Genomic DNA, 21,494 nt, shown 5'->3' on the forward strand with positions numbered 1-21,494 from the left:
TCATGGCGTTGTTGGATGAAGGCGCGAAGGGCGTCTATGTCATCGCGGTTACTCCGTTCACGGAGGACGGCGCGCTCGACCTGCCGAGCACCGACCGCATGGTCGATTTCTACCTCGAGAAGGGCGCCACCGGCCTGACCGTGCTCGGCATGATGGGCGAGGCACCGAAACTGACGGCAGAGGAATCGCGGATATTCGTGCGGCGGGTCCTGGCGCGGGTGCAAGGGCGTGTTCCGGTCGTGGCCGGCGTCTCGGCTCCGGGCTTTGCCGCGATGCGGGAGCTGAGTGACAGCGTCATGGCCGACGGAGCCGCGGGCGTGATGGTGGCGCCGCCTGCAAACTTGCGGACCGACGACCAGATCGTCTCCTATTACGACATGGTCGCCAGGACGCTCGGACCGAAGACCCCCTTCGTGCTGCAGGATTTCCCGCTGGTCACCAATGTCCAGATCGCCTCCTCGGTGATCCTGCGCATCGTCGCGGCACAGCCGAGCTGCGTGATGCTGAAGCACGAGGACTGGCCGGGGCTTGCCAAGATCTCGGCCCTGCGTGCGGCGAGCGACAAGAACGGCGGCCGGCGCATCTCGATCCTGGTCGGGAACGGCGCGATGTTCCTGCCCGAGGAACTGTCGCGCGGGGCCGATGGCGCCATGACCGGATTTGCCTATCCCGAGATGATGGTCGATGTCTGGAAGGCGCATGCCGCCGGAGAGGTCGAACGCGCCCATGACCTGTTCGACGCCTATCTGCCGCTGGCGCGCTATGAGCAGCAGCCCGGCCACGGGCTCGCCATTCGCAAATATCTGCTCGCCAAGCGCGGCGCGATCGCGTCGGGCATGGTACGCAGCCCCGGGTCGACCCTTTCGGCGGCCGACATCGCCGACATCGAACGTCTCGTCGCCCGTCAGGCGCGGCGCCTCAAGGAGATCAACTGATGGATCTGGGCCTCAACGGAAAGCGCGCCTTGGTACTCGGCGCCAGTCGCGGCCTCGGCGCGACGATCGCACGCACGCTCGCCGCCGAAGGTGCGACCGTGATCGCGGCGGCGCGCAATCAAGACGCGCTCGTCGCCTGGATCGGCGAGCTGCCGGCTGAGCAGCGCGGCCGCGTGGTTGCCGCCACGCTCGACCTTGCGGATATCGCCTCGATCGATGCGCTGGCCGACAAGCTGATTTCCGAGGGCGGCGTCGATATCCTGATCGGCAATTCCGGCGGACCGCCGCCAGGCGAGGCCCGCGACGCGAAGCGCCAGGATTGGCTGATGCATTTCGAGGCCATGGCGGCCAACCTGTTTCACGTCGCGCAGCGCCTGCTCCCGGGCATGACCGAACGGGGGTGGGGCCGGATCGTTACCATCGTCTCCTCCGGCGTCGAGCAGCCGATTCCGCGCCTTGCGCTCTCCAATGGCGTGCGTGCCGCAGTCGTCGGCTGGTCGAAGACATTGGCCTCCGAGGTTGCGGGGCAGGGCGTGACGGTGAATGTCGTGCTGCCCGGCCGCATTCACACCGAGCGTGTCGATCAACTCGACGACGCAGCTGCGACGCGGGCGGGAGCGACGAAGGACGCGATCACGAAGGCCTCGATCGCCACGATTCCGACTGGCCGCTACGGCAGGCCTCAGGAATTCGCGGATGTCGTCGCATTCCTTGCCAGCGAGCGGGCATCCTATGTCACGGGCGCCAAGATTCGGGTTGATGGCGGCCTGATCCGAGGGATCTGATGGCTGTGTCCCCCGGCGGATGGGGCCTGGGCGCGTTGGTATGATCTACGTGAGCCGATCAGACGCGCGCCGATTGGTTCCCGGCAGAATGGCAGGCAGGCCTGCCCGGTAGCGAGTGCCTCGGCGGAGCAATCAGAGCCTGGCCGCCTGGTGGATCCTCGTTCTGCCCGCGACCGCTGCGGGCCCGTTGCATGGTACGCGCTCAGATCGTGATATGCCGGGCTCATCGCCCGGCATTGTGCGGCCGGCGATGCCGTCGCGGGGGCTAGCTGCCCGAGCGATCCGTCAGTTGCGGGACGAACATGTCGCTCCACTTGGCCGGCTTGATCTTGATCGTGCCTGCACGGTGCATGAATTCGGCGAACTGCATCACGCCGGTCGGTGTTGTCGAGAAGCGGGCGTCTGGATCTTCAATCATCGCCTGGATCTCGGCGGCGTCGACCTTCACCTTTGAGCTCTTGGCGTAGATCTCGGCCGCGCGTTTCTGATCCTTGGCGATCAGTGCGTTGGCGTCGTCCATCGCTTCGATGAAGGCCTGCGTCATCTTCGGGTTGGCATCGACGAATTTCTTCGGCGCGAAGGTGACGTCGAGGGTGATGTTGCCGAGATAATCGACCGAGTTCAGGACACGGTGCACGCCCGGCGCCTTGGCTTCGATGTACTGGAAGGGCGGTGAGGTGAAATGTGCCTTGATCTCGGTCTTGCCGCCGATGAGCGCGGCCAGCGCCTCCGGGTGCGGCAGGCTCACGGTCATCGGGTCCATCTTGGCATAGTTCTCGGGGCCGAACTCCTTGGCCGCGATCATCTGCAGAACGACGGCCGCAAGTGAGGTCTTGATGCCGGGCAGCGCGATCTTGTCGCTGCCCGTGAAATCCTTGAGCGACTTCAGCTCGGGCTTGTTGGCATTCAACCAGAGCGAGGTCGAGCTCATGCCGGAGACGCCGACGACCTCGACATTGGGAATCCCTTTGGCTTTTGCCCAGAGCGTCACGAACCCGGGCGCGCCAGTCCCCGCAAAGTCGAGCGTACCCGCCATCATCGCGTCGTTGATGACATTGCCGCCATCAAGCATCAGCCAGGTCACCTTGACGTCGCCCAGTCCGGCCGCCTTCGCGCGCTTCTCGAGGAACTGCTGATCTTGCATCACGATCAGCGGCAGGTAGAGGATACCGAAGCCCTTGGAGACGCGGACTTCGCTGACCTCGGCCCGCGCGGCACCGGCGCAGAAGGCGGTCCCGATCACGGCTGCGGCAAGCGCCCCCTTCAACCAGTTTGTGTGTTTCATCTGTCGTCCTCCCTTTGATGCGGCCATTCGGCCTTGGTGACTGGGTTCAGTGCTGCATGCCCCAGCGGCGGATCGTCCTGCGCTCGATCGTGGCGAAGATGACGTTCTCGACGAAGAGGCCGATCAGGATCACGGTGAAGAGGCCGGCGAAGACATTGGCCGTCTCGAGTTGATTGCGGTTCTCGTAGATGAACCAACCGAGGCCACCCGAGCCGGACGATACCCCGAAGACGAGTTCCGCAGCGATCAGCGTCCGCCAGGCGAAGGCCCATCCGACCTTCAGGCCCGTGAGGATGGCCGGGAAGGCGGCGGGAATGAGGATGAGGCGAACGAGCTTCAACCCACGCAAGCCGTAGTTCTGACCGACCATGCGCAACGTATTCGAGACCGAACGAAAGCCGGCATGGGTGTTCAGAGCGATTGCCCAGAGCACTGAATGCACCAGCACGAAGATCACGCTGCCCGAGCCGAGGCCGAACCAGATCAATGCCAGCGGCAAGAGTGCGATCGCCGGCAACGGATTGAACATCGAGGTCAATGTCTCGAGCAGGTCCGCCCCGATGCGCGAGCCGATGGCCAAGGTCGTCAGGAGCGCGGCGAGCGCGATGCCGATGCCGTAGCCGATGATCAGGGTCTGCAGCGAGACCAGCATGCGCTGCGGAATGACGCCGCTCGCGATATTGCTGACGAAGGCATCGACCGTCTCGCCGAAGGTCGGGAACAGCAGCGGGTTGCCGAGCCAGCGGCCATAGGCCTCCCAGGCAATGGCGAGCACCGCGAGGATCAGCCCCTTGCGCACGAAGCCGAGGCGGTAGGTCCGTTCGATCAGGCCAAGCGACTTGGCCACGACCGGCGCATCGCTCGAATTGACGTCGCGGATGATTTCCGGGCGGAAGGTCAGGAGGTCGGTCATGTCTGTCGTCTCCGTCTCAATGCGCCGCGAAGAGCATGTCGTTGATGCGCGTTTCGAGCGCAGCCTGCGTGCCGGTGCCCATCTCCTCGGGGGGCACGCTGTTGAGCTCGGCCTTGACCTCGCCCGGATGAGGCGACAGCAGCAGGATGCGGGTGCCGATGCGGATCGCCTCTTCGATCGAGTGCGTCACGAACAGCACTGTGAAATGGGTGTCGTCCCAGAGCCGCAGCAGCTCGTCCTGCATCTTGCGGCGCGTCAGTGCGTCCAGCGCGGCAAAGGGTTCGTCCATCAGCAGGACGTCAGGCTCCATCGCCATGCCGCGCGCGATCGCGACGCGTTGCTTCATGCCGCCGGAGAGCATGTGCGGATAGCTGTCGATGAACTTCGTCAGGCCGACCTTGTCGATATAGGATTTCGCGCGCTCTTCGGCTTCCTGCGCTCCGGCGCGGCCGCTCGACGTCAGGGCGAAGACGACATTCTCGCGCACCGTTTTCCAGGGCAGAAGCTGGTCGAACTCCTGGAAGACCATCATCCGGTCCGGTCCTGGCCCGGTGACCTCGTGTCCCTTGAGGCGGATGTGCCCTTCGACGGGGCTCAGATAGCCACCGATCGCCTTGAGGAGGGTCGACTTGCCACAGCCGGAGGGGCCGAGCAGCACGAAACGATCGGACGGATAGACGTCGAAGGAGACGCGGCGCGTCGCAGTGACGACCACATCCGGCGTCTTGTATTGCAGCGTGACGCCCTCGACGGAGAGAAGCGGCGCGGCAGTGTTGATGGAGAATGGGGCGTGCATCGGCCCTCCCTTGCTTTCGTTTCCCTGCGCACTTGCGGCGCTTGCCGTGCTAGTAACCTGCGAACCTGACTCCGACCTGACTCCGCCGAAGGATGTTTTGGCCGTGCGCGTTCTCGTCGTCGAAGACACCGCCGATATCGCCGAGGCCGTCGTGATGCGGTTCGAAAAGATCGGTCACGCCGTCGATTGGGAAACGAACGGGCGCACCGCAGCCGAGCTGCTGGAGGTGCAGGCCTATGATCTCGTGATCCTTGACCTGAGCCTGCCGGGCGAGGACGGGCTCACGCTGCTCAAGAGCCTGCGCGCGCGGCGGGTGAAGACACCGGTCCTGGTCATCACGGCGCGTTCCGCTGTCGACGAGCGGATCAGCGCGCTCGATCTCGGCGCGGATGATTACCTGACCAAACCATTTGACTATCGTGAACTGGAGGCACGTGCTCGCGCCCTCTTGCGACGCAGCGCCGGACTTTCGGATAATATGCTGCGGGTGGGCCCGCTCGCCATCGATCGAGCGGGCCGGGTCGCCAGCATCGGCGACAGGCCGCTCAACCTGACGCGCCGCGAGCTGACGGTGCTCGAGATCCTGGCGGCCAGGCCGGACAGGATCGTGCCCAAGGAGGAACTGATCGAGCAGCTCTTCAACTTCGATCAGGAGCCGAGTCCGAACGCCGTCGAGCAATTCGTGGCGCGCTTGCGGCGCAAGCTCGCGGATGCCCCCATCGAGATCAGAACCATGCGCGGCCTGGGCTATCAGCTTGCAACGACGTGACCTGCTCCTCTCGCTGCGGGTCCGCATCATCGTCGTTCTGTCGGCGGTGCTGGGGCTCGGCGCGGTGGTGCTCGGCGTGGCCGCATGGCACTCGGCGACGATCGCGGCACAGCAGGCCTATGATCGGCTGCTCAGCGGCGGCACGATCCAGATCGCGGAGAATGTCTATGTCCAGGGTGGCGTCGTCGCGCTTGATCCGCCCGTCGCCGCGATCGCGACACTCGCCGCCTATGATCTGGTTTTCTACAAGGTCGTCGATCCGCGCGGGGTGGTGGTTGCCGGCTATGACGATCTCGCCTCGGGAGCGGAACCGGCAGCAGCGCGCAGCGGCGTCGTGCTCGAGGACGGCTCCTTTCAGGGGCAGGGCGTGCGCATCGCGACGGTCGCCCGCCAGATCGACGATGCTAGGCTCGGTGGCTGGGCGACCATCGTGGTGGCGCAGACGACCGACGCTCGCACGGCGCTTGCGCGCGATCTCACTCTCAAGGCGCTGGGTGTCATTGCCGCGATGAGCGTGCTCGCCTTGCTGGCGACGGGCTTCGCGGTGCGCCTCGCCCTGAAGCCGTTGACGCGGATCGAGCTGGAGATCGCAGGGCGCCGCCCCGACGATCTGCGCCCGATCCAGACAGAGCCGCCTGTCGAGATCCGCAACCTCGTCCATGCCATCGACGATTTCATGCGCAGGCTCTCCGATCGCATGGCCGTGATGCAACGATTCATTGCCGACGCAGCCCATCAGATTCGTACGCCGCTCGCCGCACTCGATGCACAGGTCGAAATCCTGTCGAGCGCGAACCCCTCGAAGCGCCGCGCGGAACATATCGCCCGCGTTCGTGAGCGCACGACCGAGTTGGCGCGTCTGACCAGTCAATTGCTCGACCATGCGATGGTCATCCACCGCGCCGACGCGGCGCGCGCCGCGCCGGTCGATCTCAACGAATTGGCAAAGGCGGTTCTCGCCAAGGCCGTTCCGCTTTCGCTGCCGCGCGAGGTCGATGTTTCCTTCACGCCGGCTCCCTCGGCTCCGGTGATCGACGGCGACGCGGTGAGCCTGCGCGAGGCACTTGCCAATCTCATCGACAACGCACTCGTCCATGGAGCGCGTACGAGGCTGTCTGTAACGGTCTCGGCGGACACGAGGAGCGCCTGGATCGAGGTTGGCGACGATGGCGACGGCTTCCCGATCGAGCTCGCGGAAACATTGACCAGGCCCTTCGAGAAGGGCGCACACTCCAGAGGTTCCGGGCTCGGCCTATCGATCGCCGCGGAAGTCGCACGCGCCCATGACGGAGAGCTCACCTTCGCGAGGGACAGCGGCTTGACGCTTGTTCGCCTGTGGTTTGCCCGGCCGAACTGAGCCGATGGGCTGGCCTAGGTTCCGTTCTTGCCAAGCTGGGCCGTCTCGATCACGGCCCATTCGGAAATGGCGATGTTCTGACCTGATCGAACCAGGCAGAGGCGGTCAAAGATGATGGCTCTTCCGGTCAGCATGCGCTGAAACTCGGCCGCGGCCGCGGCCTTCGGGGCGGGCGCGACGGGGCCATAGAGCAACGAGACATGCGGCATGAAGCTGTCTGCCATTTCGCTGTCCAGTCGCTGCTTGAGCTGCGCCAGCGGCGCGCTGATCTGAAAGCGCGCATAAAAGGACCGGAAATAGGTGTCGCTGGTTTCGATCGCGGTGACCGTCTCCCGGAAGGCCGGAACTGTAGCTGCGGCCTCCGCGATCCCGGCTTCCAGTGCGGCAATGGGCAGATCCGTATCACCCCTGACGGTGAGATGCGGCGTGAACACCGGCGTACCGAAGCGGCCGGCGAGATCTGCAACCAGGCCGGCGAGGAATGCGCCGTCCTCGGCGCTCGGCATCAGCCAGATCGAATGAATTTGGGGTGACATCAAGCCTTCATAAACCTGTTGCACATCGGCGCGAGTGTTCGTTATGTTTATTCCAAGCGCTCCAGAAAATGGAAGAGATATTCCATTGATCTGGAAAAAGGTCGCGACAAGGGAGAAGGCGTTTTGCAAGTGGGAGTGCCGGACAGGGCGCGCAGAGGCGCGGCCATCAGCGTGCGTGACCTGCATGTCGCCTATGGCGGCACGCGGGTGCTGCACGGCGTCAGCCTCGATTTCACACCTGGCAGCTTCACGGCGCTTCTCGGTTCGTCCGGCTGCGGCAAGACCACCCTGCTGCGCTCGCTCAGCGGCTTCGTGCCGGTGCAATCCGGTTCGATCATCGTCGGCGGCAATGATGTCGCGTCACTCCCGCCGGAGAAGCGCGGGATGGCGATGGTCTTCCAGTCCTATGCGCTGTGGCCGCATATGACGGTGCTGCAGAATATCGGCTACGGGCTGAAGCTCCGTGGTGCGTCCAAGGCCGAGATCGCCGCCAAGGTCGCGTCCATGCTCGAGTTCCTCGGCCTGACCGGATATGAGGGCCGCAAGGTCACGGCACTCTCGGGCGGGCAGCGTCAACGCGTTGCGCTTGGCAGGGCGCTGGCGATCGATCCGGGCATCCTGCTGCTCGACGAGCCGCTCTCCAATCTCGACGCCAAGATCCGCATGACGATGCGCCATGAGATCCGTGCGATCCAGCAGCGTCTTGGCCTGACCGCCGTCCATGTCACGCATGATCGCGAGGAGGCCATGACGATGGCCGACCGGCTCGTCATCATGCAGGCGGGGCGGATTGCGCAGGTCGGCACGCCGGAAGAGGTCTATGATCGCCCGGCGAGCGCCTTCGTCGCGAATTTCATGGGGGCGGAGAACGTCCTTCCCCTGCATGTCGAACGCTCCGAGCGCGGCGCCTCGCTGAGGGCGGGCGACGCCACGGTCGAGATTCCGGCCGGTACATTCGATGCTTTGCCTGCCGGAGATGCCGTCGCCTATTTCCGTGACGACGTCGCGCGCCTCGATGCGACTGATGCCCCAGCCTCCGACGACTTGCTGGTGCCCGGACGCATTGCCGCTCGTGCCTATCCCGGCGGAGTCTACCGCTACCGGGTCGAAGCCGCCGGCCGCCAGATCACGGTCGACGACGCTGCCCGTCACGAACTCGGAACGAAAGTCGGCCTGCGCATTCCGCTGCAGCGCCTCCACATCTTCCCGGCATCCGAGGCCGGGATCGCCGCCTGACAGGGAGTCAGCTCATGCGCATTCTTACAGTTGCCTGCTCGATTGCAGCGCTGATGGTGGCGACGCCGCTGTCCGCTCAGACCTTGAACGTCGCCACCGCCGGCGACCAGAACATGGTCGATTACGTCAAGGACTATCTCGGGCCGATGTTCGAGAAGTCGCATCCCGGCGTGAAGGTCGTCTCCGTCGGAACCGGCGCCGGCGACTCCGGATCGCAGAAGATCTTCGAGAAGCTCGACGCCCAGAAGAGCGCCGCCGCATCGGATTTCGATGTCGTCGTCATCCATCAGAAGGCGGCCGGCACGATGGTGAAGGAAGGCCTCCTCGCCAAGTATACCGACAAGGTCGACACCGCGAAGCTCGTTTCCAGCGAAACCGCGAAGAACTCGCTCGGCGCTGACGTCTCCGGCTTCGTGATCCCGATGTTCCAGTCGCAGACCGCGCTCGCCTATAATGCCGACATGCTGAAATCGCCGCCGGCGACCTATGCGGAGCTGAAGGACTGGGCCAAGAAGAACCCCAAGCAGTTCGGCTATAACGGCATCAAGGGCGGCATGTCCGGTGTCGCCTTCGTGGCGGGCTGGGTCTACGCTTTCGGCGGCGACGCCGACAAGCTAATCAAGGGGCCGTACGATCCTGCGGTGAAGGCCACCTGGGACGGCGCGCTTGCCGACCTGAAGGACTTCAACAAGAGCGTCGTAATCACGCCCGGCAATGCCGGCACGCTCGACATGCTGAACCGTGGCGAGATCGCCATCGGGCCGGTCTGGGTCGACATGTTCTATTCCTGGCAGGCTGACGGCAAGCTGCCGCCGAACATGAAGCTGAAGCTCGCTTCCCCCGGCATGCCGGGCCAGCCGATGTACTACGCCGTGCCGGAGAAGACCGCACACCGGAAGCTCGCCGAGGAGTTCATCGCGCTCGCCACCAGCCCGCAGGTGCAGGCGGATGGCATCGTGAAGAAGTTCAACTGGTATCCGGGCATCGACGCCAAGAACCTCGAAGGCAAGCTCGATCAGGCGGCCTGGAACAAGCTCTTCACCGACATCACTCCCACGGACCTGTCCAAGAACGCCAAGGCGTTCCCGATCGCGCCCTATTTCAACGACATTCTCGAAGGCTACGAGAAGAAGGTCGCGAACTGAGACGTTCCACCACCTCCTGGCCCGACGCAAGTCGGGCCACCTTTCCTCTCGATCGGCATATCTGCCCATGTCCCAACGCCAGCTGGCGCTGATCCTGATCGCGCCGGGCCTGCTCCTTGTCGCGGCTCTATTCCTCTATCCGCTCGGCTTTTCGCTGGTCTCGGCCTTCACGCGCCCGGACGGCACCCTGACGCTGGAATGGTTCGCCAAGGCTTTTGAGCTCTATTCCGGCGATATCGTCTTCACGGTGATCATCGTGCTGGCCTCCTGCCTGCTGACGGCATTGGCTGCGATCGCCATCGCGGGAACGCTGACGCTCGGCGAAAACAGATGGGTCGTGGGCACGCTGAAGGCGCTCTATCGCTGGCCGCTCTTCATCCCTTTCATCGTTGCTGCACAGTGCATGCGGACCTTTCTCGCCAAGAACGGGCTGATGAACAACACCTTCGTCTCGCTTGGCCTGATGGACCCATTGAGCGCGACCAGTTTTCTCGACTGGCGCGGCATCATCGCGACCTTCGTGTGGAAACAGACGCCGTTCGTGGCCCTGCTGCTTGCCGGCGCATTGGCGTCGATCGACCGGGCGACGCTCGAAGCCGGCCGCAATCTCGGCGCTTCGCGCCTGCGGGTGCTGGTGGAACTGGCGCTGCCGCAGGTGATGCCGACGCTCCTCGTCGCGCTGGTCCTGTCCTTCGTGACGATGCTCTCGGTGCTCTCCGTGCCGATGATGGTGTCGGGTTCGCAGCCGACCATGCTGACCGTCGACATGGCCTTCCGCATCAACGCCTATGGCGACTACGCCACTGCGAATGCGCTCGGCGTCATCACCTATCTGATCAGCGCCGGCGCCGCGATCCTCTACCTGAAACGCGGCATGTCGAAGGAGGCCGCACCATGATCCGGCTCGCCTCCACTGCGAAGGCGGCGCTGGCCGCTGCTCTTCTCACCGCTTTTGCCTTCGTCCTCATCGGTCCGCTTGCGAACCTCGCTCTGTGGTCCGTCGCCGAGCGCTGGTACACGCCCTACAAGCTGCCGGTGACCTATGGCACCCGTTATTGGGAGCAGGTCTTCCGTCCGACCGGCGACGCCATGGCCTCGCTCGGGACCAGCGTATGGATCGCGGTACTGACGGTCATCGTCGCGCTCGCGCTCTCGATCCCGGCCGGCTATGCGCTGGCGCGGCTGAAGCTGCCGGTGCGGGCGCTGTTCATGGTGATGTTCCTGCTGCCGCAGGCCTTTCCGTCCGTCGCGATCTACATCAACGTCGCGCGCGTTTTCTACCAGATCGGCATCAACGGCACGGTCTTTGCCGTGGTCCTCGTCCACGCCGCTCACGGTCTCGTCTATTCCGTCTGGATCGCGGCGGCAGCCTTCGCGGCGGTCGACAAGGACCTGGAGCTGGCCGCGCGCAATATCGGCGCCTCCGCCATGCGCACCTTCGTCACGGTGACGCTGCCGCTGGCTGCACCCGGCATCATCGCCAGCGGCATCTTCGTGTTCCTGGAATCGCTCGACGAATTCACCGGCACCTTCTTCGTCGGAGTGCCGCAGGTCACGACATTGCCGCTGCTGCTCTACAACGCGGCGATGGGGGGCAATTACCAGGTCGCGTCGATCACGGCTTTGATCCTGCTCGTCCCGTCGGTGCTGTTCATGCTCTTCATCGAGCGCTTCCTGCGCGCCGACGTCCTGGCGAAGGTCGGTGCGTGAGGCCGCCAGCATGTGCCCGATCGCGGTCCAGGGCGTCTGCCGCGTCATTGCGTCAGCACCCCCGGGGCCGCTGCCCACTCGAACCCAAGAAAACGGGATTCCCTGACTAGCTTTGGGATTCCCTGCTGATCCGTCCCGAGACCAAGCACGGCATAACTGCAAGTGACGGCATCGCCTGATCATGATCGTCTGCCGCCCGGCAGGCGATCTCGGCGGCGACGTCGTCGCTTGCTTCGATAGCGATGGATTGCGCAACTCATGGCCCAGAATTCGACCAGGTCCGATCACAGCCTCGTTCGGTTGATGTCGGGCAAGATCATCGCACTCGGGATCGCACTCGTGATCTGCGGGATCATCGCGATCGCCAGCCCCGCCATCTCGACCATGGCGGTGACCTTGTTCCTTGGCCTGATCCTGGCTGTCGCCGGCGCCTTCAAGGTCGTCCAGTCCTTCATGGTCAAGGAGTGGAGCGGCTTCGTCTGGCAGCTTCTGGTCGGGATGATCGAACTGCTGGGCGGTATTCTGGTGTACTTCAACCCGATGAAGGGGGCGATCGCCATCACCCTCGTGATCGCCCTCGTCCTGATGGCGGAAGGCCTCGCCCAGCTCGGGCTCGCCATCAAGATGCGCGCGCAGAGCGGCGTGGGCTGGATGTTCCTGTCCAGTATCATCACGATCGTCGTTGGTGTCGCGTTGGCGATGCGGCTCCCCTATGGCGGCATCTATGCGCCGGGCACGCTGGTGGGCGTCTCGCTGCTCTTCGCAGGCTGGGCCTATATCGCGATCGCGCTCGCCGCCCGGAAGGCCGCTGCCTGACCTCCCGGTTCGGCGTATCATCGGCGGAACTGGTTCTCGAAGGTTTCAGGCATGCGCGGTTTCATCGGCAAGACGCTGAAGCGCGGGGGCGTCGTCCTCGTGATCGTCGCGCTGTCCCTGCTCGGACTGCGCATCTACGACACCCAGCGGGGCGCACCGCTTGAACCCTGGCACACCTATGTGCCGCATGAGCTCTCGATCAAGGAACTCGATCGCGCCGGCTGGGACGACTATCTCAAGGCGGAGGCGGCAGCTTTCGCAGGCGTTCGGGCCGAGGTCACCCAAAAGCTCACGCCCGAGGAGCGCGTTCCGGTCAATCGCTATTTCGACGGCAGCGCGATCCATCCCGAGCATTTCAAGCAGGATTGGAACCGCTCCTATGTCATGGAGCCGGAAGGCAAGCCGGTCGGCGTGGCCGTGTTCCTGCACGGGCTGACGGATTCGCCCTACAGCCTGCGCCATGTCGCACGGCAATATCGTGACCGTGGCTTCGTCGCCATCGCGATCCGCCTGCCCGGGCATGGCACGGTGCCGGCCGGACTGACCGAGATCGAATGGGAGGATTGGCTGGCCGCGACGCGTCTCGCCGTCAGGGAGGCCAGAAAGCGGGTGGAGCCTGCCGCGCCGCTGCATCTCGTCGGCTTCTCGAATGGCGGCGCGCTTGCGCTGATGTACGCGCTCGAAGCGCTCGAGAACAAGGAGCTGGCGCGGCCGGACCGCCTTGTCCTGATCTCGCCAATGATCGGCATCACGGCCTTCGCGCGCTTCGCCGGGCTCGCCGGACTGCCGGCCATCCTGCCGGCCTTTGCCAAGGCGGCTTGGCTGAGCGTTCTGCCGGAGTTCAACCCGTTCAAGTACAACTCCTTTCCGGTCAACGGCGCACGGCAGTCGCATCTGCTGACCAGCGCCCTGCAGCAGAAGATCCTGCGGCTCGCGCGGGACAATCGGTTGAAGGATCTGGCGCCGCTCATCAGCTTCCAGTCGGTGATGGATTTCACCGTGAGCACGCGGGCGATCATCACCTCGCTTTATGCCCATCTGCCGGCGAATGGCAGCGAGCTCGTCCTGTTCGACCTGAACCGTTCGACCAAGTTCGGGCCGCTGCTGAGCTCGGCCTCCGACACGCTGTTGAGCCGCATGCTGCCGGCGCCACCGCGGAACTTCCGCGTGTCGATCATTACCAATGCCAGCGAGGATTCCAGTGACGTCGTCGAACGGGTGACCGAGGCCGGCGCATCGGCCGAGACCGTGCGGGACCTCGGGCTGTCCTATCCCTTCGACGTGTTTTCGCTCTCGCATGTCGCGTTGCCCTTCCCGGTGACCGATGGCCTCTACGGCCTCAAGCCAGATCCGGCGGAGGATTTCGGCATCAAGCTCGGCGCGGTCGCCGCCCGGGGGGAGCGCGGCACCCTGATCGTGAATCTGGATTCGCTGCTGCGGATGTCGTCGAACCCGTTCTTTCCCTATCTGATCGACCGGATCGACGAGCCGCTGCGCGGCGCGGCGTCGGCAGCGCCCGCCGTGCCTGTCACGCGATAGATGGGCGCCGGAGCCGGTTCCGCGGCGATTGGATCATGGGCGGGCGGTTCGCGTTCGGGCCGCCGGAGAGCTCAGAACCGCCAGATTAGCGGTACGTAGAACACCGCCATGATGAAGAACCAGATCATCAGCGGCGTCCCGAGCTTCCAGTAGCTGTTGAAGCTGTAGCCGCCGGGGCCCATCACCATCATGTTCGTCGAGGTCGCGATCGGCGTCATGAAGGACGCTGCACCCGCGATGCACAGGCTCATAAGGATCGGGCGGGGCGAAACCCCCATGCCAGTGGCCGCCGCCATGGCAATGGGAATGACCAGCATCGTGGTGGCCGTATTGCTCATGATCTGGCCGAGGCTTGCCGTCAGCACGAAAAGGCCCGCGAGAAAGACGACCGGCCCGGCATCGCCGGTGAGCGCAACGAGGTAATTGGCGACGAGCTGTGCCGCGCCCGATTGCACCATGGCGGTGGAGAGCGGCATCATCGCCCCGACGAGGATCACCGTCGTCCAGTTGATGGCCCGGTAGGATTGCTCGACCGTGACGATGCCCGTGAGGATCAGCAGGCAGGCCGAGACGAGCCCGGCCACCGCCGGCGGGACGATGCCGGTGGCGAGCAGCACCACGAGGCAGGCCAGCACTGCGACGGCGACACCGGCTCCGGCGCCCATCGGAACCGCCTGGCGCCTGACGAGATCGGGCGAGTTGACGACCAGGATGTCGGGGTCCGTGAGCTGCAGGTCGAGTGCTTTCCAGCTCCCTTCTAGCAGGATCGTGTCGCCAGCCTGGAGACCATCGTCGGGTTCGAGATCGACGCCGGCCCGCTGCACCGCCAGCACCACGAGATCGCCGCTATCGGTGATCATCCCGGGGAACATCGCGCGTCCGATCAGGGCCGAGCGCGGCGGGATGACGACTTCTGCGAGGCCGGAGCGGCGGTTGAACAGGCTCGGCCCGGCCTCGTCGCCACCTCCGTCCTCGCGCAAGGCGAGGTGTTTCTCCGCAGCGAGATCGGCGATGGCTGCCGCATCGCCCTTCACCAGCAGGTAATCGCCCTCCGAGATCGCCGGCGCGCGCAACGGCGTACCGGAATCTCCGGCCTGCACGGCCATCAGGGTGAGACGCTGATCGCCGGCGAAGTCCAGGGCTGTGGGCGCAATCCCGATATAGGACGAGCTGGCGCGCACGCGCAGCCGGAAGACGCCGTCGCTCAGCCCGTAATGCTCGACCAGCGTCTGGGCGTGGCGGCTGAAATCGGCGGGCAAGCGCGCGCTGCTCTGCTCGGGCAGCAGGCGCTTCCCGAGCAGCAGGATGATCGCCATCGTGCCGGCCAGCAGGGGAATGCCGACGAGAGCGAACTCGGCAAAGGCGAAGCCCTGCAACCCGGCATCTTCCAGAGCTTCCGAGACCAGGATGTTCTTCGGGGCACCGGTGAGCAGCAGGTTCGAGCCGGCATGGGCCGCAAAGGCAAGTGGCATCAGGAGCTGCGACGGGGATTGCCGCAGCCGGATCGCCGCCATCACCACGACCGGCATCAGCGCAGCCACCGCGCCGCCGCCGCTGATCAGGGCGCTCAGGCAGCCGACGGCCGTCATGATGATGATCAGCAGGCGGGTTCGCCTGTTTTCGCCCGCCTTGGCGATCAGGAGCTGTCCGGCCCAGGCGGTCACGCCCGTCTTCTCCAGCGCGGCGCTGACGATGAAGAGACTGGCGATGAACAGCACCGCGCGATCGCCAAATCCGGCGAGAGCCTGCTCGAGCGTGACGGCACCGCTCGCCCAGAGCGAAAGCGCTGCTCCAATAGCCACGACGATGACCGGCAGCCTGTTCCAGGCGAACAGGGCAATCGTGATCACGGTGACGACGGCAGTGCTTTCAATCGGGGTCAAGTCTGGTCCAGTCTTGTGATGATGCGTGTCAAAGCGGCCATGGCACGAGGCCTCCGCTGTCCTGGTCGTTCACTGAAGCCGGGTCATGTGCTCCGCAGCAGAAGGGCGGATGCGGGCACTGTATCCGACCATGGCCGGGGCGCCAGTGAGCACAGACCCCCTCGTGTTCAGGCTCGAAACATCAGCGCTCCCAGCAGAACGGCAACGACGATGAGCGACAGCCCGGCCACCGACCAGCGGCGCAGCAGGACGTCCACCTGCTCGATGCCAGCAGCGAGGCGCTGAATGACGGAGGTACCGGCCTCTGCCAGCACGACGATGTCGCCCTCGGGGATGGAGCCAGGCAGTTTCGTGATGCGGCGAACCAGCAGCATGGCAAGCCCCCCCAGCAGCATGGGCCAGATGACCTTCCAGAGCGCGGCGGGTTGCAGCAGACTGGCGATGCTTTCGCCCGCAATCGCGGGATAGAGTGACCATGGGATCACCAGCGAGGAGGCAGCGACGACGAGCCAGGGTATGATCTGTCCGGTGGGGGCAGAGGATTGCGGATTCTCTCGCGCGTCGCGCGCCACGATCGACAGGAAATGCAGCATCAGCAGCGTACTTCCTGCGCCGGCCAGCGCCATGGCGTGGCTGACATAACCATAGCCCAGCATCGGCTTGGTCGCGAGTTTGGCCAGCGCCCCGCTGGTCAGAGGCAGGCCACCGAGGCTGAGCGCCAGAAGGCCGGTGAGCAGCAGGACAGGCCGCAACCGTGCCCGCCCGGTCGCAGCCAGAATGCCGACAGCCAGGAAGAGGGCGCCCTTCACCAGCGTGTGATGCACCCCGTAATAGGCAACGAGGCTCGTGGCACCGGCATCGGCAGTGTCGAGCCCGACACCGAGGAGCACCGCGAGCAGACCCATCTGGCTGACGGTGGAATAGGCCAGGATGGTCTTGGCGCGGGTCTGGGTCACGCCGACGATGACGCCGAAATACGCGGTGACGATGCCGGCCGCGATCAGCACATTGCCCCAGAAGGGCAGGCCGGCTTCGAAGGGCAGGAAGCGGATCAATCCGATCACGCCTGCTTTGACGACCACGCCGCTGAGCACCGCGGAAGCGGGCATCGGCGCCGCGGGGTGGGCGAGCGGCAGCCAGACATGCAGCGGCACGAGCCCCATCTTCAAGGCAAAGCCGAGGATGAGCAGGGCAACGATGCCGTCACGCATCGGGGATGACGGCAGGGATGCGACCACGTCCCGGATTGCAGGATTCGCGTCCGGGTGGCCGGCTGCGAGCATGACGAAGGCAAGCAGCAGAAACGCTTCTGCGAGCAGTGCCAGCACGACATAGACGATGCCGGCTCTGTGAGCGCGGGCGCTCTGCTCATGCACGATCAACCCATAGGCGGCGAGGCTCGCCAGCGTGAAGAGCAGGTAGAAATTCGCGATGTCGGCGACGATGAAGAGGCCGAGGCTGCCTGTCAGCGTCAGCAGCCACCAGATTGCGAAGCGGGCAGCCGCCGGTTCGCGGCCCATATAGGAGGACGCGAAGGCGCCCGCTGCGCTCCAGAGCAGGGCGGCGCCGCCGAGCAGGATTGCACCCGGCCGGTCGAGGAGGAGCGACATCCGGAACGGCGGCGGGAAGAAGGCCGAGGTTCCGTCCGGCACCAGAAGCGCCGCGAGCAACGCTGGCAGGGGCGCGACACCGAGCAGCGACAGCGCGCGGGCCCGGAAGGGCCTGACGATGCAGCAGGCCGCCATTGCGAGCGGGAGGAGCACCGAAGCGGCAAGGAGCAGGCCGGAAGCGTTCATGGCGCCACCCCTGCCATGGCACCGGAGCGTCCCAGCTGCAGAAAGCCGAAGGGCTCGAGCGGCACGAAGCCAAGCAGCATGGCGGCCAGCGCCAGAGCAAGGGCTACGAGCTCGAGGCGGCGCGGGATCGGTTTCTGTGCGACGAGCGCGATGGCCGGCGTTGCCAGGGCGCGGTCGACGACGCGAAAGACATAGCCCGCAGCAAGCAGGCCTCCGGCCAGAATGGTGGCGGCAAGCCATGGGTGGCCGTTCAGCACCGCGGCCGTCAGCAAGAGGCACTTCGCAATGAAGCCACCGCTCGGTGGAATCCCCATCAGGGACAGGCCGGCGAGGCCGAAGGCCGCCGCGCTGATCGGGAGTACGCGGCCGAATCCGCCGAGATCGGCAATCCGGTCGTGGCCAAAGGCCTCGGCGATGACGCCCGCCGCGAGGAACATCGCAGCCTTGGCGAATGCGTGAGAAACCAACTGGAGGGCGCCTCCGGTCCAGGCGATGGTTTCCCAGGGGGCCTGCGCCTCGTTTCCGGCGGCGAGCGGAAAGACGATGAAGAGATAGCCGATCTGCGCCACGGTCGAATACGCGATCATCAGCTTCAGCCGCTCCTGCCGAAGCGCCATGACGCTGCAGAACAGGATCGAGGACGCGCCGAGAACCGCCAGGATCTGACCGGCCAGGATCGCTGCCTGCGGGGGGGCGATGTCGAGCACGAGACGCAGGATCAGGAAGACCGGCGCCTTGATGACGAGAGCCGAGAGCACCGCGCTCGCGGCTGCGGGCGCGCCGGCATGGGCCAGGGGCAACCAGAGATGCAGCGGAAACAGGGCTGCTTTGGCGAGAAGCCCTACGATCATCAGGGCAAGTGCCACCGAGAGGGCCGGCCCGCCTTCGCTCAGGCGCGACAGCATCTGGATATCGAGCGTTCCGTAACTGCCATAGAGCAGCCCCGTGCCGAGCAGGTAGAGCAGGGACCCGAGCAGCGCGAACATCAGGTAGCGCAACGCTGCGGCGACGGTCTCGGCGCGGCCATCGAGGCAGACCAGCGGGACTGCGGCGAATGTCAGCAACTCTAGAGCGACATAGAGATTGAACAGGTCCTCGCCGACGAAGACCGCGTTCAGCGCGCTCCAGGTCGCCAGCAGCAAGCCCCAGAAGGTCGTCGGAGCCCGGCCGTCCTGCGCCTTCGGGCCCAGCGCATAAAGGCCCCGCGCAAACAGGCCTGTCGCCGTGATCACCATCGCCGTCATCGCGATCATCGTCGCGGAGAGCCCGTCGGCGCGTAGCGCGATTCCGAGCGGCGGCTGCCAGCCGCCGACGACATAGGTGAGCGCGGTGCCGGTCCGGATCAACTCGGCCACGATGGCGATCGCGGTCACGAGGCCCGCGGCCATGGTCACAAGGGCAACCTGCCTGGCGTGGCGAGGCGCGACGACCAGCATGGCCAGCACGCCGAGGACGGGCAAGGTCACGGCAAGGACAAGCAGATAGCCGCCGGGGGTGGCAAGGTGAACGGAGGCGGGCGCGAGAGGGGTCATGGCTCGGCCTGCTGCTTGTCGCTGGCCGCTGGCGCGTCCAGGCTTTCCCGGCCGGTGAGGTCGAACAGGCGTTGCAGCAGCGCGACGGCAAGGGCGGTTGCTGAGAATGCGACGACAATGCCGGTGATCACCATGGCCTGCGGAACCGGGTCGCCGGAGAAACCGGCGGCTGCTCCGCGCCGCGCCGCTGCGCCAAAGACCAGGAAGATGCCCGCGCCGAGAATGTTGAACCCGACGATCCTGCGCAGGAGGCCGGCATGGGCGATCACGATGAACAGGCCGATACCGGCCAGCGCCGCGCCGGCTAGGCCAAACAGGGTGGCAGAGTCGAGGGACGCAAGGCTCATGGGGCCGGCGCCCTGCTGGAGGGGCCGGCCACGAGCAGGCCAAGCGTCAGGGCGATGGATACCGTCAGCGCCGCCTCGATGCCGACGATGACGGGTTTGGCTGCGCCCTCCGGATAGGAGAGGAAGCCGTCGGCCACCGCAAAGCCGAGGAAGCCGACCGTGAAGAACAAGACGGGCCCCCCGACAAGCAGAAGCCGCAGCGTCGTCCGTCTCGTCTCGGGGGCCGGGCGCAGGCCCGCCAGCATGACGAGCAGCCACATCGCGGCAAGCACGGTACCCGCCTGGAAAGTCCCGCCCGGCGCGTCGGCACCCACCCAGCACATATAGACGGCGATCAGAACGCCAAAGGGCGGCAATATGCGGGCGAGGTAGACGAAGGGCGGCGGCGCAACCGTTTGCCTCAACTCTGGCGCACCACCCCAGAGCTGATCGGGCGCCAGCGACCACACCCCCAGGAGGGCGAGCAGCAGAACGACCTTTTCGAGCAGCGTATCCAGAGCCCGGTAAGCCAACAGGACGGCCGTGACAGGATTGCCGAGACCGGTTGAGTCGAGTGCTGCGGCGGCGGCAGGTGCGAGCGTCGGGGCGGGCGAGGGGAAGGAAAGCACGGCGAGCGCAAGGCCAGCCGCCACGACCGTGCAGCCGATGGCGGCGGCGGCCTTGGTGGTTCTGTTCGGGGTCTGGGGCTGGGATGAGTGCTGGCGCAGCCGGGCTTCGGCCCGAAGCAGCAGCATGCCGGTGACGCCGCCGCCAATCGCAGCCTCGGTCATGGCAACGTCGATCGCCGAGAGCCGCGTCCAGCCCAGTCCGAGCAGCAGCCCGAAGGCAATGAAGGCGATGATCGCACCTTGATCATCCCTGGCCCTGGCGACATGGATGGCCAGCGCGAGAAGCCATGCGACGATCGCGAGATCCAGAAGCATGGTCATGGGCGGGACTTGCGCCGATAGAGCACCCCGGCGATCAACTGGCTCGCCGTTGCGGCCGAGATCTGGGCCAGCAGCCAGACGCAGACCAGCTTCAGGCCGCCCGCGAAGCTCTCGGCCTGCGGCAGGAGCCCAAGCACGATCAATCCGAGCCCCAGATTGTCGGCCTTGCTCAGCGCGTGAAGGCGGCTGAGCGTATCGGGGAAACGCAGCAGGCCGAGCGTGCCGGCGAGAAACAGAAGAGCGCCGCAGCCGACGGCGACGAGCGTGAACGCATTGGCGAGCGATGTCACGCCTCGTCCTCCGCCTGCTCGGATGCGTCGGCGGTGTGACTGGACTGCCCGGAGGTGAAGGCCGCGCAGGAGACGGCGGCCAGCAGCATCAGCAGCAAGGCGACATCCGTCATGGCGGGGGAACTGGTCGCGGCGCCGAGCAGCAGAACCGCGGCAGCGCCACCCGTGCCCAGCAACTGAACGGCCATCATGCGTTCGACCGCGATCTCGGAGCGCAGCACCTTGAACAGCCCGAGCGCCGTGACGGTCAGAATGAAGAGTGCTGCTCCCGTGAAGAGGTCAGCCATGAACGCCCCCGCTTTGCAGGGTGTCGCAAAAGGCTGCTTCATCCGCGGCGATCTGTTCCGCCACGGGTTCGCGCAGATCGAGGCAATGGATGTGAAGCGTGCCATCCGCATCCGCCGCGACGGGCAGCTTGCCGGGCTGGAGGCTCATGACCGCGCATGAGGCGCTGCGGGCCATGCCGGGAGGCAGCAAGGTGCGATAGGTGACAAAACCTGGCGACAAGGCCGGCCGCGGGGCAAAGGCGCGGCGCGCGACATCGATGCCGGCGACGGCTGATTGCGGCACGAAACGGATCAGGAAGCGCACGAGGCCAGAAGCGGATAGTTTTCCGTTTTCCGGCCAAAGCGCCGTGCTGGTCCAGGTCGCGGCGGCTGCCGCAATCAGGCCGATGGGCAGATCCGTCAGGGCGGGATCCATCAGGATCAGCCATAGCGCGAGAAAGCCGAGACCTCTCGTGAGCCTGGCAAGGAGCGGCGTCCCGCCGATTTCGGTGGTCATGACCATGCCCTGTGGGCCGGAGGTCGCGAGACAGGGGCGGGCGGGGCCGGTGGCCTGATGATCGCATATCGGGCGCAATCTTGAGACCAAGCCAGCGTACAAGTATTTCGTT

General features: G+C 65.6%; 22 protein-coding genes. 10 read left to right on the forward strand and 12 right to left on the reverse strand.

What is annotated here, in order from left to right; genetic code table 11:
- Positions 1 to 2: 2 nt before the first annotated feature.
- Together AB4099_RS15240 and AB4099_RS15245 are read left to right on the forward strand one after the other, a co-directional pair.
- Positions 3 to 935, forward strand: a complete 933-nt coding sequence (locus AB4099_RS15240; RefSeq protein ID WP_113516964.1) for a dihydrodipicolinate synthase family protein — start codon at positions 3 to 5, stop codon at positions 933 to 935.
- Positions 935 to 1,720 carry an SDR family oxidoreductase gene (locus AB4099_RS15245; RefSeq protein ID WP_441478663.1) on the forward strand — a complete coding sequence of 262 codons (786 nt, stop codon included), beginning with the start codon at positions 935 to 937 and terminating at the stop codon, positions 1,718 to 1,720. The genes AB4099_RS15240 and AB4099_RS15245 overlap by 1 nt, the downstream gene beginning before the upstream one ends.
- 265 nt (positions 1,721 to 1,985) lie before the next feature.
- Here the strand turns inward: AB4099_RS15245 and AB4099_RS15250 are convergent, their stop codons facing one another.
- The 3 genes from AB4099_RS15250 to AB4099_RS15260 are packed head-to-tail and all read right to left on the reverse strand — an operon-like array spanning position 1,986 to position 4,714.
- Positions 1,986 to 3,005: an ABC transporter substrate-binding protein gene (locus AB4099_RS15250; RefSeq protein ID WP_441478664.1), complete on the reverse strand. Its 1,020-nt coding sequence runs from the start codon at positions 3,003 to 3,005 to the stop codon at positions 1,986 to 1,988.
- Positions 3,006 to 3,051: 46 nt separating this feature from the next.
- Positions 3,052 to 3,918 carry an ABC transporter permease gene (locus tag AB4099_RS15255; RefSeq protein ID WP_441478665.1) on the reverse strand — a complete coding sequence of 289 codons (867 nt, stop codon included), beginning with the start codon at positions 3,916 to 3,918 and terminating at the stop codon, positions 3,052 to 3,054.
- Positions 3,919 to 3,934: 16 nt separating this feature from the next.
- Positions 3,935 to 4,714, reverse strand: coding sequence for an ABC transporter ATP-binding protein (locus tag AB4099_RS15260; RefSeq protein ID WP_113516968.1), 780 nt, complete (start codon positions 4,712 to 4,714; stop codon positions 3,935 to 3,937).
- A gap of 103 nt (positions 4,715 to 4,817) precedes the next feature.
- Here AB4099_RS15260 and AB4099_RS15265 point away from each other — a divergent pair, with 103 nt between their 5' ends.
- Together AB4099_RS15265 and AB4099_RS15270 are read left to right on the forward strand one after the other, a co-directional pair.
- The gene (locus tag AB4099_RS15265) at positions 4,818 to 5,483 is read left to right on the forward strand and encodes a response regulator transcription factor (RefSeq protein ID WP_441478666.1); all 666 of its coding nucleotides are present in this window, start codon (positions 4,818 to 4,820) and stop codon (positions 5,481 to 5,483) included.
- Positions 5,470 to 6,840, forward strand: coding sequence for a sensor histidine kinase (locus AB4099_RS15270; RefSeq protein ID WP_441478667.1), 1,371 nt, complete (start codon positions 5,470 to 5,472; stop codon positions 6,838 to 6,840). Before AB4099_RS15265 ends, AB4099_RS15270 begins: the two co-directional genes overlap by 14 nt.
- A gap of 14 nt (positions 6,841 to 6,854) precedes the next feature.
- On the opposite strand, the gene AB4099_RS15275 is transcribed toward AB4099_RS15270, so the two are convergent.
- Positions 6,855 to 7,505, reverse strand: coding sequence for a 2'-5' RNA ligase family protein (locus AB4099_RS15275; protein WP_441478668.1), 651 nt, complete (start codon positions 7,503 to 7,505; stop codon positions 6,855 to 6,857).
- Positions 7,506 to 7,547: 42 nt separating this feature from the next.
- Between AB4099_RS15275 and AB4099_RS15280 the strand changes: the two genes are divergently transcribed.
- The 6 genes from AB4099_RS15280 to AB4099_RS15305 all read left to right on the forward strand — a co-directional run bounded on the left by AB4099_RS15280 (position 7,548) and on the right by AB4099_RS15305 (position 13,822).
- Positions 7,548 to 8,612: an ABC transporter ATP-binding protein gene (locus tag AB4099_RS15280; protein WP_441478669.1), complete on the forward strand. Its 1,065-nt coding sequence runs from the start codon at positions 7,548 to 7,550 to the stop codon at positions 8,610 to 8,612.
- 14 nt (positions 8,613 to 8,626) lie between these two features.
- Positions 8,627 to 9,757 (forward strand): ABC transporter substrate-binding protein, encoded by a 1,131-nt coding sequence (locus tag AB4099_RS15285; protein ID WP_113516970.1) that lies wholly within the window; start codon positions 8,627 to 8,629, stop codon positions 9,755 to 9,757.
- Between the two features lie 67 nt (positions 9,758 to 9,824).
- Positions 9,825 to 10,655 (forward strand): ABC transporter permease, encoded by an 831-nt coding sequence (locus AB4099_RS15290; protein WP_441478670.1) that lies wholly within the window; start codon positions 9,825 to 9,827, stop codon positions 10,653 to 10,655.
- Positions 10,652 to 11,467, forward strand: coding sequence for an ABC transporter permease (locus AB4099_RS15295; RefSeq protein ID WP_441478671.1), 816 nt, complete (start codon positions 10,652 to 10,654; stop codon positions 11,465 to 11,467). The genes AB4099_RS15290 and AB4099_RS15295 overlap by 4 nt, the downstream gene beginning before the upstream one ends.
- Positions 11,468 to 11,725: 258 nt before the next feature.
- A complete protein-coding gene (locus AB4099_RS15300) occupies positions 11,726 to 12,283 on the forward strand; it encodes an HdeD family acid-resistance protein (protein ID WP_113516973.1) in 558 nt (185 codons plus the stop codon).
- 51 nt (positions 12,284 to 12,334) lie between these two features.
- The gene (locus tag AB4099_RS15305) at positions 12,335 to 13,822 is read left to right on the forward strand and encodes an alpha/beta hydrolase (protein ID WP_441478672.1); all 1,488 of its coding nucleotides are present in this window, start codon (positions 12,335 to 12,337) and stop codon (positions 13,820 to 13,822) included.
- 71 nt (positions 13,823 to 13,893) lie between these two features.
- On the opposite strand, the gene AB4099_RS15310 is transcribed toward AB4099_RS15305, so the two are convergent.
- The 8 genes from AB4099_RS15310 to AB4099_RS15345 form a co-directional block, all read right to left on the reverse strand.
- Positions 13,894 to 15,705 carry an SLC13 family permease gene (locus tag AB4099_RS15310; protein WP_441478673.1) on the reverse strand — a complete coding sequence of 604 codons (1,812 nt, stop codon included), beginning with the start codon at positions 15,703 to 15,705 and terminating at the stop codon, positions 13,894 to 13,896.
- Positions 15,706 to 15,872: 167 nt separating this feature from the next.
- Positions 15,873 to 17,501: a complex I subunit 5 family protein gene (locus AB4099_RS15315; protein WP_441478674.1), complete on the reverse strand. Its 1,629-nt coding sequence runs from the start codon at positions 17,499 to 17,501 to the stop codon at positions 15,873 to 15,875.
- Positions 17,498 to 19,033, reverse strand: a complete 1,536-nt coding sequence (locus AB4099_RS15320) for a complex I subunit 5 family protein (RefSeq protein WP_441478675.1) — start codon at positions 19,031 to 19,033, stop codon at positions 17,498 to 17,500. Before AB4099_RS15320 ends, AB4099_RS15315 begins: the two co-directional genes overlap by 4 nt.
- Complete coding sequence (locus AB4099_RS15325; protein WP_441478676.1) at positions 19,030 to 19,380, reverse strand: NADH-quinone oxidoreductase subunit K; 351 nt, start codon at positions 19,378 to 19,380, stop codon at positions 19,030 to 19,032. The genes AB4099_RS15320 and AB4099_RS15325 overlap by 4 nt, the downstream gene beginning before the upstream one ends.
- Positions 19,377 to 20,309 carry a hydrogenase subunit MbhD domain-containing protein gene (locus AB4099_RS15330; protein WP_441478677.1) on the reverse strand — a complete coding sequence of 311 codons (933 nt, stop codon included), beginning with the start codon at positions 20,307 to 20,309 and terminating at the stop codon, positions 19,377 to 19,379. Before AB4099_RS15330 ends, AB4099_RS15325 begins: the two co-directional genes overlap by 4 nt.
- Positions 20,306 to 20,599 (reverse strand): monovalent cation/H(+) antiporter subunit G, encoded by a 294-nt coding sequence (locus AB4099_RS15335; protein ID WP_113516980.1) that lies wholly within the window; start codon positions 20,597 to 20,599, stop codon positions 20,306 to 20,308. The genes AB4099_RS15330 and AB4099_RS15335 overlap by 4 nt, the downstream gene beginning before the upstream one ends.
- On the reverse strand, positions 20,596 to 20,886 hold the full coding sequence (locus AB4099_RS15340) for a monovalent cation/H+ antiporter complex subunit F (RefSeq protein WP_113516981.1): 291 nt from the start codon (positions 20,884 to 20,886) through the stop codon (positions 20,596 to 20,598). The genes AB4099_RS15335 and AB4099_RS15340 overlap by 4 nt, the downstream gene beginning before the upstream one ends.
- On the reverse strand, positions 20,879 to 21,382 hold the full coding sequence (locus AB4099_RS15345) for a Na+/H+ antiporter subunit E (protein ID WP_441478678.1): 504 nt from the start codon (positions 21,380 to 21,382) through the stop codon (positions 20,879 to 20,881). Before AB4099_RS15345 ends, AB4099_RS15340 begins: the two co-directional genes overlap by 8 nt.
- Positions 21,383 to 21,494 lie beyond the last annotated feature (112 nt).

The organism is Allobosea sp. 2KB_26, from assembly GCF_052115715.1.
Lineage (GTDB): Bacteria > Pseudomonadota > Alphaproteobacteria > Rhizobiales > Beijerinckiaceae > Allobosea.